This window comes from Streptomyces sp. NPDC057099 (genome assembly GCF_042671245.1).
In the GTDB taxonomy this organism is placed as follows: domain Bacteria; phylum Actinomycetota; class Actinomycetes; order Streptomycetales; family Streptomycetaceae; genus Streptomyces; species Streptomyces purpurascens.
This window is the reverse complement of sequence record NZ_JBHUTX010000024.1, coordinates 51,747-64,434: the sequence shown is the minus strand read 5'-3', so window position 1 is coordinate 64,434 and position 12,688 is coordinate 51,747. Positions and strand designations below refer to the sequence as shown.

Annotated in this window: 12 protein-coding genes; 4 read left to right on the top strand and 8 right to left on the bottom strand. The window is 72.9% G+C overall.

Features of this window, described 5'->3' with window-relative positions; genetic code table 11:
* Positions 1–52: 52 nt before the first annotated feature.
* Both ACFT4A_RS26215 and ACFT4A_RS26210 read right to left on the bottom strand, forming a co-directional pair.
* Entirely contained in the window at positions 53–916 is an 864-nt protein-coding gene (locus ACFT4A_RS26215) for a methyltransferase (RefSeq protein WP_382834172.1), read from the bottom strand.
* Between the two features lie 196 nt (positions 917–1,112).
* On the bottom strand, positions 1,113–1,694 hold the full coding sequence (locus ACFT4A_RS26210) for an SAV_6107 family HEPN domain-containing protein (RefSeq protein WP_382834169.1): 582 nt from the start codon (positions 1,692–1,694) through the stop codon (positions 1,113–1,115).
* A 179-nt stretch (positions 1,695–1,873) separates the two neighbouring features.
* On the opposite strand from ACFT4A_RS26210, the gene ACFT4A_RS26205 reads away from it, so the two are divergent.
* From ACFT4A_RS26205 to ACFT4A_RS26190, 4 genes are all read left to right on the top strand, one after another.
* Positions 1,874–2,692 carry an ATP-binding cassette domain-containing protein gene (locus ACFT4A_RS26205; protein WP_382834166.1) on the top strand — a complete coding sequence of 273 codons (819 nt, stop codon included), beginning with the start codon at positions 1,874–1,876 and terminating at the stop codon, positions 2,690–2,692.
* Positions 2,664–4,748 (top strand): YhgE/Pip family protein, encoded by a 2,085-nt coding sequence (locus tag ACFT4A_RS26200; protein WP_382834163.1) that lies wholly within the window; start codon positions 2,664–2,666, stop codon positions 4,746–4,748. The genes ACFT4A_RS26205 and ACFT4A_RS26200 overlap by 29 nt, the downstream gene beginning before the upstream one ends.
* Positions 4,749–4,795: 47 nt before the next feature.
* Positions 4,796–5,425 (top strand): TetR/AcrR family transcriptional regulator, encoded by a 630-nt coding sequence (locus ACFT4A_RS26195; RefSeq protein ID WP_215122018.1) that lies wholly within the window; start codon positions 4,796–4,798, stop codon positions 5,423–5,425.
* Positions 5,426–5,815: 390 nt separating this feature from the next.
* A complete protein-coding gene (locus tag ACFT4A_RS26190) occupies positions 5,816–7,327 on the top strand; it encodes a phytoene desaturase family protein (RefSeq protein WP_382834160.1) in 1,512 nt (503 codons plus the stop codon).
* 28 nt (positions 7,328–7,355) lie between these two features.
* Here ACFT4A_RS26190 and ACFT4A_RS26185 read toward each other — a convergent pair whose 3' ends face one another.
* The 6 genes from ACFT4A_RS26185 to ACFT4A_RS26160 form a co-directional block, all read right to left on the bottom strand.
* Positions 7,356–8,297, bottom strand: a complete 942-nt coding sequence (locus ACFT4A_RS26185; RefSeq protein WP_382834157.1) for a hypothetical protein — start codon at positions 8,295–8,297, stop codon at positions 7,356–7,358.
* A gap of 56 nt (positions 8,298–8,353) precedes the next feature.
* Positions 8,354–9,277 (bottom strand): methylenetetrahydrofolate reductase [NAD(P)H], encoded by a 924-nt coding sequence (gene metF / locus ACFT4A_RS26180; protein WP_382834153.1) that lies wholly within the window; start codon positions 9,275–9,277, stop codon positions 8,354–8,356.
* Positions 9,278–9,382: 105 nt separating this feature from the next.
* Positions 9,383–10,042 carry a thiamine phosphate synthase gene (gene thiE / locus ACFT4A_RS26175; RefSeq protein ID WP_382834150.1) on the bottom strand — a complete coding sequence of 220 codons (660 nt, stop codon included), beginning with the start codon at positions 10,040–10,042 and terminating at the stop codon, positions 9,383–9,385.
* 555 nt (positions 10,043–10,597) lie between these two features.
* Positions 10,598–10,963: an Rv2175c family DNA-binding protein gene (locus ACFT4A_RS26170; RefSeq protein WP_184596507.1), complete on the bottom strand. Its 366-nt coding sequence runs from the start codon at positions 10,961–10,963 to the stop codon at positions 10,598–10,600.
* Positions 10,964–11,040: 77 nt separating this feature from the next.
* On the bottom strand, positions 11,041–12,282 hold the full coding sequence (locus ACFT4A_RS26165) for an NAD(P)/FAD-dependent oxidoreductase (RefSeq protein ID WP_382834147.1): 1,242 nt from the start codon (positions 12,280–12,282) through the stop codon (positions 11,041–11,043).
* 32 nt (positions 12,283–12,314) lie between these two features.
* The gene (locus ACFT4A_RS26160; RefSeq protein WP_382834144.1) at positions 12,315–12,665 is read right to left on the bottom strand and encodes a hypothetical protein; all 351 of its coding nucleotides are present in this window, start codon (positions 12,663–12,665) and stop codon (positions 12,315–12,317) included.
* Positions 12,666–12,688: the final 23 nt, after the last annotated feature.

Here is a 12,688-nt window from a genome sequence, read left to right as displayed (position 1 = left end):
TACTCCATGCACAGTCAAGGTGCTGATCAGGGGTGGTACCTCACGAAGCGGCTCAGTCCTCGGCTGCCCCACCGGTCTCGCCGGTCCCACTGGCACCAGCGGCCCCGCCGGTCTCACCCAGCACATGCAGCTGCGTGGCCACCGAGTGGAAGGCCGACAGTTCGGCCGCGGCCTCCTCCAGCTTCAGCAGCGCTTCCAGGGCTCCGGGCTCGGTGTCCACGAGGACGCCGGGCACGAGGTCGGCGAAGACCCGCACGCCGTGCACGGCGCCGACCCGCAGGCCCGCGCCCTCGACGAGTCCCGTGAGCTGCTCGGCGGTGAAGCGGCGCGGGACGGGGTCACCCGTGCCCCATCGGCCGTTCGGGTCGTCGAGCGCCTGCTTGGCCTCCTTGAAGTGACCGGCGAGGGCGCGCGCGAGCACGGCACCCCCGAGACCGGCGGCAAGCAGGCTCAGGACGCCCTCCGGGCGCAGGGCGGCCACCGCGTTGCGGACGCCCTCGGCGGGGTCGTCCACGTACTCCAGGACGCCGTGGCACAGCACCACGTCGTAGCCGCCGCGCTCGGCCACGTCGAAGAGGCCGTGGGCGTCGCCCTGCACGCCCTTCACCCGGTCGGCGACGTCGGCCTCGGCGGCACGGCGCTCCAGGGCGAACAGCGCGTTGGGGCTGGGGTCGACGACGGTGACCCGGTGCCCGAGCCGGGCGGCGGGCACCGCGAAGTTGCCGCTGCCGCCTCCGGTGTCGAGGACGTCCAGCGACTCCCGGCCCGTGGCCTTGACCCGGCGTTCCAGGGCGTCCTGGACGACCTCCCAGACCACGGCCGTACGCAGTGAGGCACGCGACCGGGAAGGGCCGGAGCGCGACGACGCCGGTTCAGCGTGGTGAGGGGAGACGGGTGGGCGCATCGGGTCCGACACGGCAGTTGACTCCTCGGCGCGGCACCGCCTCTTGCGCGGCGGAGCGAACGGGGTGCCTCCCCCGGCCCCGGCTGCGGGGAGGGAAGACTTCAGGCGTCTCCCACCCTATTGCCTCGGACACGGCGGCCCGCATGAGCGGTCCCGCCCTGGACCGGAGGCGGTGCCGGCCGGGCGGATCCGGGGCGCCGCCGGCCGGTCAGCCGACGTCCGGCATGCCCCTCTCCGCGCCGGGATCCTCCGGCCGGCCCCGGTCCCGGTCCCGATCCTGGTCCGGGCGCGGCTGCGGGAGGACCGGCTGGAGGACCAGCATGCGCTCGACGAGGCGAAGGAACATCGACACGTCCCGTATCAGGTCGTCGGCGTCACGGACGCTCGCCGCGCCCTGGATGCCCGCCTCGGCGCGGGCCCGGCGCCGGGCGCCCGCGGCGAACAGCGCGCTCCACTCGGTCAGTTCGGGTGCTATCTCGGGGAGCACTTCCCAGGCGCTCCGGATCTTGGTCCGGGCCCGGGTCGAGGTCTCGGGCCTCCCCCGGGCGGCGAGGACGGCGGCGGCGGTGCGGAGGGCGGCGAGATGGGCCGTCGCGTAGCGCTCGTTCGGGGTGTCCAGGGCGGTGGCCTCCTCGAGGCCGGAGCGGGCCTGGGCGAGCAGGTCGAGGGCGGCGGGCGGGGCCGTGGCCCGGCGGAGCACGGGGTGTACGTCGCTCGCGGGGCCGGTCAGTGAGGGGGCAGGGCCGGTGGCGCGGCGCCGGCGGGCGGCTGCTGCGTGATAGCTGGCCATGACGAACCTCCTGTCGTCGTGTGACGGCGGCTCCTCCCACGGAGTGCCGTATGTGACCCATCGTGAGGTATGGCACTGACAATCCGTTCTGACCTGCGGTTTTGCTTCGATCGTGGGTTCGGAGTAGTTTTTGCACTGACCAGTCAGTTCAAATTCATGCTCACATTCAGGGGAGCCCCGTGGGGGAACAAACGGGAGGGGTGCGGGTCGCCGCCGAGGGCCTTGGGATCAAGGGGCCGCGCGGGTGGGCGTTCCGCGGGATGTCCTTCGACGCCGAGCCGGGATCACTCATCGCGGTCGAGGGCCCGTCCGGGTCCGGCCGTACGTGTCTGCTGCTCGGGCTGACGGGACGGATGAAGATCACGGAGGGCACCGCGGCCGTCGGCGACGCCGGACTTCCGAAGCAGCTGTCGGCGGTGCGCCGTGTCAGCGCCCTGGCCCACGTGCCCGGGGTCACCGACCTCGAACCGGCGCTCACCGTCGGCGAGCACCTGCGCGAACGGGCCCTGCTCCACCGGCGGTTCGGCGACTCCCTGCGCGGGCTGCTGCGGCCCCGCGGCGAGCGGGCGGCCGAGGCGAGGCTGCGTGTCGACGCCGCGCTGACCGCGGCCGGACTGGACCTGGAGGCGCTGCCCAAGGGTCCCCGGACCGCCGTACGCGATCTGGAGCGGCTTGAGGCGCTGCGGCTGTCGGTCGCCCTGGCCCTCGTGGCCCGGCCGCGGCTGCTCGGGGTCGACGACACCGACCTCAAGCTCTCTGACGGCGAGCGGGACGAGGTCTGGGCCCTGCTCAGGTCCCTTGCCGAGGCCGGGACGACGGTCGTCGCGGTGTGCAGCGAGGCCCCCGAGGGCGCCGTCAAGGTGTCCACCCGGCAGAGCACCCCTGAGGAAACCTCGCAGGACACCCCGCAGGACACCTCTCAGGACACCCCGCAGGACATCCATCAGAGCGAGGACAAGGAGAAGGCCGATGCGCTCGCCGAGACTGGCCGCGCTTGAGCTCCGCCGCTTCGGCCGGGGGAAGCTGCCGCGCGCGGCGCTGGTCGCGCTGCTCGTGCTGCCGTTGCTGTACGGCGCGCTGTACCTGTGGTCGTTCTGGGACCCGTACGGCCGGCTGGACCGTATCCCCGTGGCGCTCGTGAACGACGACAAGGGGGCGACCGCCGACGGGAAGAAGGTCACGGCGGGCGACGACATCACGGAGAAGCTGCGCGACAGCAAGACCTTCGACTGGCGCGAGGTGAGCGCCGCCGAGGCCCGCGAGGGCGTCGAGGACGGCACCTACTACCTGTCGCTCACCATGCCCGGCGACTTCAGCGAGCGGATCGCCTCCAGCTCAGGGAAGTCCCCGGAGACCGGTGCCCTCCAGGTGCGCACCAACGACGCGAACAACTACATCGTCGGGCAGATCTCCCGGTCGGTGTTCAGCGAGGTGCGCCAGGCCGCGTCCACCAAGACGTCGCGGTCCTTCCTGGACAAGATCTTCGTGTCGTTCTCCGACATCCACGGCGAGACCGTGAAGGCCGCGAAGGGCGCCGACAAGCTCAAGGGCGGCATCGGGAGGGCCGAGAAGGGCTCCAAGGATCTCGCCGACGGCCTGAAGGACGCCAAGGACGGCAGCGGGAAGCTGTCCGCGGGCCTGAAGAAGCTCGACAAGGGCGGGGGCGACGTGGCGTACGGCACGAAGCAGGTCGCGGAAGGCACCCAGCGCCTCGCCGACAAGGTCAACACGAACGCCGGCAAGGTGGGCCCCTTCCTCAAGGGCAACGAGAAGACCATCGGCGACACGGCCCAGTTCGTGGCCGACACCTCCGGCGCGGTCCGCAAGCACCTGGACACCCTGGCGGAGCGGGCCCCTGCCGCCGCCAAGGAGGCCCGTTCGGCGTCGGACACGCTGAACGGCACCTACGCCAGGCGCTGCGACGACCCCGTGCTGCCCGACGCCGCCTGCGCCGACCTGAAGAAGGCCAAGGACGCGGCCGCCGACGTGGCCGGCATCGCCGGTGACCTCGACACGCTGATCGCGGACCAGAAGGGCGATCTGACCAAGCTCGACAAGCACCTCGCCACCCTGCAGAAGCAGTCCCAGGCCCTCGCCGACCGCGCGCCGCATCTCTCGGAGGACCTCGCCGACGCCGTCAAGAAGATCAACAAGCTGAACGACGGGGCGGGCGAGGTCGCCAAGGGCGCGAAGAAGCTGCACCAGGGGATCCGCTCGGCCAAGACCGGCGCGACCGACCTGGACAAGGGCGTCGGCGATCTGAAGACCGGCGCGGTCGACCTCAACGGCGGCATCTACAAGCTCGTCGGCGGCTCCGGGAAGCTCGCCGGCGGACTGCACGACGGGGCCGAGCAGATCCCCGACTACGACAAGCAGGACCGCGAACAGCGCACCGAGGTCATGGCCGACCCCGTGCGGCTCGCCTCCCAGGACCTGCACAAGGCGCCCAACTACGGCACCGGCTTCGCCCCGTACTTCATCCCGCTGTCGCTGTGGGTGGGCGCGATGGTGGCGTACATGCTGATCGCGCCGATGAACCGGCGCGCGCTCGCCGCGGGCGCCTCGGCGTGGCGGATCGCGCTGTCCGGCTGGCTGCCGGTGGTGGCGATCGGGGTGCTCCAGACGGTCGCCCTGATGTCGGTGCTGCACTGGGCGGTCGGGCTGGAGATGGCGCGGGCGGCCGGGACGGTGGGCTTCCTGTTCCTGGTGACGGCGTGCTTCGCGTCGATCGTGCAGTGGCTGAACGCGCGCTTCGGGGCGGCGGGCCGGATCCTCGTCCTCGCCGTGCTGATGCTCCAGCTGACCTCGGCGGGGGGCACGTACCCCGTGCAGACCAGCCCCGGCTTCTTCAACGCGCTCCACCCCTTCCTGCCGATGAGCTACGTCGTGGAGGCCCTCAGGAGGCTCATCACGGGCGGCGGTATGGAACCGGTGTGGCACGCGTGCGTGGTGCTGACGGCGTTCACCGCCGGCGCCCTCGCGCTGACCGCCGTGGCGGCCCGGCGCCGCCAGGTGTGGACGCTGGACCGGCTGCACCCGGAGCTGAGCCTGTGAGCCCTACCGGCACCTCTCACTCAAAGGTTCCTGTGACAATCAGGGCCATGGAAAGCAGCAGTGCAACGTCGGGCGGCAGCACACGCCGCGAGGCCACCCGGCAGAAGCTCTACGAGGCGGCCGTCACGCTCATCGCCGAGCAGGGCTTCTCCGCCACGACCGTGGACGAGATCGCCGAGCGTGCCGGTGTCGCGAAGGGCACGGTCTACTACAACTTCGCGAGCAAGTCCGTCCTCTTCGAGGAACTGCTGCGGCACGGAGTGGGCCTCCTCACCGCCTCGCTCAAGGAGGCGGCCGAGCGCACCGCCCGGGAGGGCGGCAGCAAGGTCGACGCGCTGGACGCGATGATCCGCGCGGGCCTGGTCTTCATCGACCGCTACCCGGCCTTCACCCAGCTCTACGTGGCCGAGCTGTGGCGCACCAACCGGACCTGGCAGTCCACGCTGATGGTGGTCAGGCAGCAGGCCGTCGCGGTCGTGGAGGACGTCCTGCGCGAGGGCGTGGCGGGCGGCGAGTTCAGCGAGGAGATCGACGTCCCGCTGACGGCGTCCGCGCTGGTCGGAATGGTCCTGGTGGCCGCGCTCGACTGGAAGTCCTTCCAGGCGGAGCGCTCCCTGGACGATGTGCACGCGGCCCTGTCCCGGCTGCTCCAGGGGAGGGTGAGCGGCTGCCGCTGAGGAGACGGCCGGCGCACACGTGAAAGCGCCGGTCCGCTGTGGCCGCGTCCCCCGCGGGCCACCTCGAACCGGCGCCTTCCCTGCTCCCCCGTTTTCCTGCTCCCCCGTGCGTCCCCCGCAGGACCCCCGTTCGGTCGTCCCCCGGTTCTCCCCCGTGCCTCGCTCCCGCCGACTCGGTCGGCGGAAGGAGCGGATCGCGGGCCGGCCCCGTTCCGGCGCCCCGTGTCGCCGGTGCCGGAGCCGTGCCCCTTTCCGTGCCTCCACTCTCTCGTCCCCGCCGGCCCTCCCCCATCCGCGCGCGTACTCAACTCCCCCACTAGGTACGGGTACTCAGCCCTGCGCACGCGGCACCAGAAGGCGCTGTCAGTGGGGGCGGATAGAGTCCTCGGCATGGCACGGATTGCGGTGATCGGCGCCGGGACGGGCGCGCTGGCGGCTGCCGCCCGGCTGGCCGTCGCGGGCCACCGGGTGGTGGTGTACGAGCGGACGGACACGTACGGCGGAGCGCTGCGCCGCTTCGAGCGCGACGGGTTCTCCTTCGACACGGGCCCCGGCCTGCTCCCGCTGCCGGCCGTCTATCGCGATCTGTTCGTCAAGACCGGCAAGGAGCCGCTGGAGGCGTGCGTCGACCTGGTCCAGGTCGACCCCTCGTCCCGGCACGTGTTCGCGGACGGCACCCGGGTGTCGCTGCCGAACGCCTCGCGCGCGGGTGTCGTCACCGCCCTGGACGAGGGCCTCGGCCCGGGCACCGGGAACCGGTGGGGCGACTTCCTGGTCCGGGCCCGCGAGGCCTGGGACCGGACCCGCCGCCCGCTCCTGGAGGAGCCGCTGTGGCCGAACTGGCAGGTGCTGGCCGAGCGCGAGCCCTACCCGGCGGTGCCCCACAAGCGGCTGCTGCGCACCCGCCGGGCCGGCACCCTCGCCGAGATCGGCGCCTGGGAGCTGCGCGACCCCCGGCTCGCCGCCCTCCTGGAGGGCCACGCCCTCACCCAGGGCCTGGACCCCCGGACCACCCCGGCGAGCGCGGCCGTACTGCCGTACATGGAGCACGCCTTCGGCGTCTGGTACGTGCGCGGAGGCCTGCGCGAGCTGGCGCGGGCGGTGTACGAGCGATGCGTGGCCAGAAAGGTCGAGTTCCGCTTCGGCGCCGACGTGACCGGCGTGCTGGAGAAGGACGGGCGGGCGTCGGGGGTGGAACTCGCCGACGGGACGGTCGCGGAGGCGGACTTCGTGGTCGCCGGGGTCACGCCCGGCACCCTGGACCGGCTGACGGCCGGGACCGCGCCGCGGGGCGACGGCGAGGTGCCGCCGCAGCCCGCGTCGGCCAGTCGGCTCACGGTGCTGCTGGGCCTGCGCGGCGCCCGCCCCGAGGGCACGGCGCACCGCACGGTGGTGCACGCGGCGGACCGGGAGGCCGAGTTGGACGCCCTGTTCGGCACGGCTGCGGCGAACACGCAGCCCACGGTCACGGTCCTGCGGCCCGACGACCCCGCGCTGGTTCCGGACCGGGATCACGAGGCGGTCACCCTCACGACGGTGGTGCCCGCCCGGCCCGACGAACCCCACAAGCCCCACGAGGTCTACGACGACCTCGCCGACACCATGATCAGTGTCGCCGAACGTGCCATACCGGACCTGCGCGACCGGCTCCTCTGGCACGAGGTGCGTACCCCGGCCGACATCGCCGAGGAGACCGGCGCGGAGGGCGGGGCGGTGCCGGTGCAGGCACTGGCGGCGGCCGACGGGCGACTGCTGCACCCGTCCAACAGCACGCGCGTGCCCGGCCTGTTCACCGTCGGCGGCTGGGCGCACCCCGGCGGCGGACTGCCGCACGCGGGCATGTCGGGCGCGCTGGTCGCGGGACTGATCGTGGAGGGGCCGGGGTTCCGGGGCTCCCAGTGAGCCCGCCGCCCCCGGCGGGATTCAGGCTTCAGAAACGGTACTGCTCGTCGAAGCCGTTGCCCTGCGGCTGCTGCCCGTTGCCCTGGTAGGGGTACGGCTGCTCCGGCGGCAGTTCCTGCCCGTACTCGTCGGTGCGCTGCTGCGGGACCCACACACCGCCGGGCGGGGTCTCGCCGCCGTAGGTGCCGGCGTACTGGTCCTGGCCGTAGCCCTGCTGCTGGCCGTAGTACTGCTGGTCGCCGTAGCCGGTGTCGTACGAGGTCCCGCCGCCGTAGGTCCCGTTGCCGATGTACGGGTCGGAGTAGGCGGCGTACTGCTGCTGGCCGGTGGCGTCGTAGCCCTGCTGCTGGCCGTAGCCCGAGTAGTCGTAGGCGTAGGACTGGTCGGTGCCCTGGGCCGTGGCGGCGTACTGGTCGTGGGGTGAGCCCTGCTGGTAGCCGGTGTCGCCGTAGACGCCGTAGGAGCCGGTGTCGTCCGGGATGGGCTGCGGCTCGTAGACCGCGGTGGTCTCGGCGGCCGTCGGCTGGACCGGGCGCGCGGGGGTGAAGACGTCGTCGCGGTCGTAGTCGTCGCCCTGGCCGTAGGAGGCGGAGTCGCGGCGGTAGTCGCCGCCCTCGTCGCCGTAGCCGCTGCCCGCCGCCTCCATGCCGGAGACCTCGAGGGTCGGCTCCTGGCGGCCGCGCTCACCGCGGCGGCGCTTGCTGCCGCCCAGCATCGGGGCGTTCATCGCCCAGCCGGCCGCGAAGCCGCTGCGGAACGACAGGGTGACGTAGGTCTGCCCGACCGCGAAGGCCGCCGCGCCCAGTCCGATCACGACGACCGACGGGATCAGGACACCGACGACGACGCCGAGGAAGCCGCCGAAGGCGAGCAGCCGCCAGCGCAGCCGCGCCTTGTACTGCAGCAGCACCTCGCCCAGCAGCCACAGCGCGACGACGCCGAACGCGATGTAGAGGACCGCCCAGCCCATGTACGCCCCTCTCCCAGTGGCCGCTACGCAGTGTGTCGTATACCGGTGCGAACGGTCTAGGCCTGCGGTGAGTGGTGCAGGCCCAGGTTCTCGTAGATTTCCAGGGTCGCCGTGGAGTTGTTGAGCGTGATGAAGTGCAAGCCGGGCACGCCCTCGGCGAGCAGCCGCGCACAGAACTCCGTGGCGAATTCGATCCCAATGGAGCGTACAGCGGCCGGATCGTCTTTTGCTGTGAGGATCCGCTCTTTCAGGGCGTCCGGGAACGCGGCGTTGGTGAGGGACGGGATCCGCGCCAGCGACTTCACGCTGGTGATCGGCATGATCTCGGGGATGACCGGGGTGTCGCAGCCGGCGGCCGCGACCCGGTCACGCAGCTGCAGATAGTCCTCCGGCTGGAAGAACATCTGCGTGATCGCGTAGTCCGCGCCCGCGCGGCACTTGTCGACGAAGTGGCGGACGTCGGTGTCCCAGTCGCTGGAGCGCGGGTGCATCGCCGGGAAGGCGGCGACGCCCACGCAGAAGTCGCCGGACGCCTTGATCAGCTCGACGAGCTCGGCGGCGTAGGCCAGGCCGCGGGGGTGCGGCACCCAGTCGCCCATCGGGTCGCCGGGCGGGTCGCCGCGCAGGGCGAGCATGTTGCGGATCCCGGCGTCGGCGTACTGGCCGATGATGTTGCGCAGGTCGGCGACGGAGTGGTCGACGGCCGTGAGGTGCGCGATCGGGGTGAGGGTGGTGTCGGAGGCGATCGCCTCGGTCGCCTTGACCGTGCCCGCACGGGTGGAACCGCCCGCTCCGTAGGTCACGGACACGAAGTCGGGCGCCACCGCCTCGACCCGGCGCAGCGCGTTCCAGAGATTCCGCTCGCCCTTCGGGGTCTTGGGCGCGTAGAACTCGAACGAGTACGTCGTCTTGCCTGACGCGAGCATGTCGCGGACGGTGCGTGCGTGGTCCGACCTGATGGATGCGGTGCCGAGGGCCATACCGGCAGGTTAGCCAGGGGCGGTCGGTCCCCCAACCGGGCATCGATATTTGACCGATTTGTGTACTTGTTGTCCACGCCTTGGACATCCAGCCCAACCGGCGTACTACTTCTCCCGCAGCCTCTTCGCGAACTCGGCCGCCGCCTCGCCCGGGTCGTCGGCCTCGGTGATCGCCCGTACGACGACGACGCGCCGGGCGCCCGCTTCCAGGACCTGGTCGAGGTTGCCGAGGTCGATGCCGCCGATGGCGAACCAGGGGCGCTCGGTGCCCAGGGCGGCGGTGTACCGGACGAGGTCCAGGCCGGGGGCGTGGCGGCCGGGCTTGGTGGGGGTGGGCCAGCAGGGGCCGGTGCAGAAGTAGTCCACGCCGTCCTGTGCGGCGGCCGCGGCGGCCTCGGACTCGGCGTGCGTGGACCGGCCGATCAGGACGTCGTCGCCGAGGATCGCGCGGGCCGCCGGGACCGGGAGGTCGCCCTGGCCGAGGTGCAGGACGTCGGAGCCGGCGGCGTGGGCGACGTCCGCGCGGTCGTTGACCGCGAGCAGCTTCCCGTGCCGGGCGCAGGCGTCGGCGAAGACGGCCAGCTGCTCCAGCTCCTCGCCCGCCTCCATGCCCTTGTCCCGCAACTGCACGATGTCGACCCCGCCGGCCAGCACGGCGTCGAGGAACTCCACGAGGTCGCCCTGCCGCTTGCGGGCGTCGGTGCAGAGGTAGACCCGGGCGTCGGCGAGCTGAGCCCGTGCGGTGGTGGCGGCGGTGGCGGGCATGCGTGTCCCTCTGGGTGTCGGTGGCGTACGGGTGCGGGCACCCGCGCCGGTGGCGGTGGCAGTGGCAGTGGCAGTGGCGTACGGGTGCGAGACGCCTCCGAGCCGGTGGAATCCCGGGCCCAGGCGCCCGTGTCGGCGTCCGGGCCGGGCGGGCGGCCGAAGCGCCTTGGCGTACGGGGCGCGACCAGGGCGCCGGAGCGCCCCGTGCCGGTGCCGGCAGGGCGGCTGCCAGGCCACTCTGCCGACGAGGTGCGGGCGGCGGCCCGCTGTCGGTCGCTGCCCTCGGGGACCGCGGCGAGCCCCGGGCGGGTCCCGGGTCCGTCACCCGGACCGGGCCGCAGCCCAGCCCTGACGGTCCGCGGAGACCCGCCCCGGGCCGGGCAGCCCAAGGCCCCCGGCAGGGGTCCGGAACCGCCCGCCCCGGCGGCCCACGCCCGAACCGGGCGCGAGCCACCCCGGGGCCGCGGCCCCGCGAGCCGCGGCCCGTACTCCGGGCAGGTGTTCAGGTCCGGCCCCGCTCGCACGGCACCGGACGGTTGTTCCGTCGAGGCCGGGTCAGACCGCGAGCGCCTGGGCGCGGCGCTTCACCTCCGTGCCGCGATTCTCACTCAGTGCCTGCGCGGGGGTGCCGGGCAGGCTCGGGTCGGGGGTGAAGAGCCACTCCAGCATCTCCTCGTCCGTGAAGCCGTCGTCCCGCAGGAGCGTCAAGGTCCCGGACAGGCCCTTGACGACCTTGTCCCCGTCGATGAAGGCGGCGGGGACGTGCAGCGCGCGGTTCTCACCTCGGCGTACGGCGATGAGCTGGCCGTCCTTGACCAGCTGCCGCACACGCGTCACCTCGACATCGAACTGTTCGGCGATGTCGGGGAGGGTGAGCCAGGCGGGGACGAGAGCATCGATCTTTGCGTCAATCTCGGTCACGGAACCAGCCTGCCATCCCCCACTGACAGTCGGAAGTCGGCCCGGCCCGCCCGGGCCGGCCACCCGCTCCCCGGCGGCTACGCCGTCGCCGCCTTCAGCGGCCTGGCCGGGTCCTCCAGCAGCACCGGATTCATGGCGGCGCCCGACTCGATCAGGCGACGCCCCTGCGCCAGGTCCCGGGGGCGGCCCACCGCCAGCAACGCGACCAGCCGGTCACCGCGAAGCCAGCACACCGTCCAGGCCGGCCCGGCCGGGTCGCCCCGCCACAGGGTCGTGTCGGCCCCCGCGTGGTGCCCGGCGTACTGCACGAACCGCCCGAACTGCTCGGACCAGAAGTACGGCACCGGGTCGTACACAGCCGGAGCCTCCCCCGAGGCGCGGCCGACGATGTTCAGGGCCACCGTGCGCGGCCCCTGGAGGGCGTTGTCCCAGTGGTGCACCAGCAGGCGCTCGCCGTACCTCCCCGAGGGGAAGGAGGCGCAGTCGCCGACCGCGTACACGTCCGGCACCGACGTGCGCAGGTGCTGGTCGGACACGATCTCGCCCTGGGCACCGAGTTCCACTCCGGAGCCGGCCAGCCACGCCGTCGCGGGGCGGGCGCCGATGCCGACCACGACCGCGCCCGCCGGCAGCCGCGTGCCGTCGTCGAGGAGCACCGCCCCGGGCTCGACGCGCTCCACGCGCGCGTGGGTGCGCAGCACCGCCCCCGCGTCGGCGTACCAGCCGGCCATCGGGGCCGCGACCTCGGCGGGCAGGGCCCCGGCGAGCGGCCGTTCGGCGGCCTCCACGACGGTCACCGCGCAGCCCGCCTCGCGCGCGGCCGTGGCGAACTCCGCGCCGATCCAGCCCGCGCCGACGACCACGATGTCGTGCTTGCGGGCCAGCACGGGCCGCAGCCGCTCGGCGTCGTCCAGGGTGCGCAGCAGATGCACGCCCGGCACGCCCTCCGCGCCGGGCAGCCGGATCGGTTCGGCGCCGGTCGCGACGACGAGGGCGTCGTACGGCACGGGCCCGTCCTCGGTGTCCAGCTCGTGATCGCCGGGGCGCAGGCCCAGCACCTCGCAGCCGAGTCGCAGTTCGATGCCGAGGGCCTCGAAGTCGAGGTCGAAGGCGGAGCCCTCGGCCTTGCCGAGCAGGACGGCCTTGGACAACGGGGGCCGGTCATACGGCTGGTGGGGTTCGGCGCCGATGAGGATCACGGTGCCGGTGAATCCCTGCTCCCGCAGGGCGACCGCGGTCTGCACACCGGCCATGCCCGCACCCGCCACGACCACGCGCCGGGGCGCCGACGGACCTGGTTCCTGTGTCTGCTCGCTCACCTGATCACCATAGACACCTGACGTTCTGTCAGTCAGTGCTCATGCGCAGTGACCTGCTCCACAACGCTCGTCCCGCTGCCCCGCTGGGACTCCCATTCCCACGTCTCGTCCAGCCGCACCCGCCCGTCGGGCAGCTCCACGACCGTCGACACACAGTGCCCCGAGGACGTGGTTCCGTCCTCCTTGAGCTGTACGTAGCGGAAGTCCAGCCGGTCACCTTCCCGGGTACCCACGAGATGCCCGCGTACGACGTCGCCGCCGGTGTACTCGGCCCAGATCTCGCCGTCCTTCTCGTGGTACGTGAACCGGGTGCGGGTCCCCACCTGGCCCGGCGCCTGGTCGGCGACCGGGGCGAGGAGAAGACCGTCGAGGGATCGGGCCATGGACGGAGGCTCCCTTACTGCGA